The organism is Planctopirus hydrillae (assembly GCF_001707835.1).
Classification (GTDB): domain Bacteria; phylum Planctomycetota; class Planctomycetia; order Planctomycetales; family Planctomycetaceae; genus Planctopirus; species Planctopirus hydrillae.
In genome coordinates this window covers 1-312 of the sequence record NZ_LYDR01000139.1, presented here as the reverse complement: position 1 = coordinate 312, position 312 = coordinate 1, and the positions used below count along the sequence as shown (strand labels likewise).

The following is a 312-nucleotide window of genomic DNA, read 5'->3' as shown; positions in this document are numbered from 1 at the left end:
TCTCTGTTCCTCGGCCAGTCGCTTCTGTCGGTCTTTTGCCTCGGCCAAGCGGCTTTGGGCGAGTTCGACCTGTAACTGCGCCGTCTCCACGTCCCGTGAAGAGGAGTAGCCCTTTTCGAGCAGGCCCTTTCGGCGGTCGAGCTCGTACTGGGCGTTGCGGAGATTGTTTTCGGCGTCGGTGACGCCATTTTTTACCGCCGTGACCGTGTTCGGCTGCGTCACGTGGACGAGCGCGTCAAGGGCTTTTTCCTGCGCAGCGACGTTGCTCGCCGCCGAGTCCACCGCCGCTTGGGTGAGGGCCGGTTGGTTTTT

The 312-nt window shown here is 62.2% G+C and carries 1 pseudogene; it reads right to left on the bottom strand.

The window, feature by feature from the left end:
- Positions 1-312, bottom strand: a pseudogene (locus A6X21_RS24780) (hypothetical protein); the annotation flags it as partial.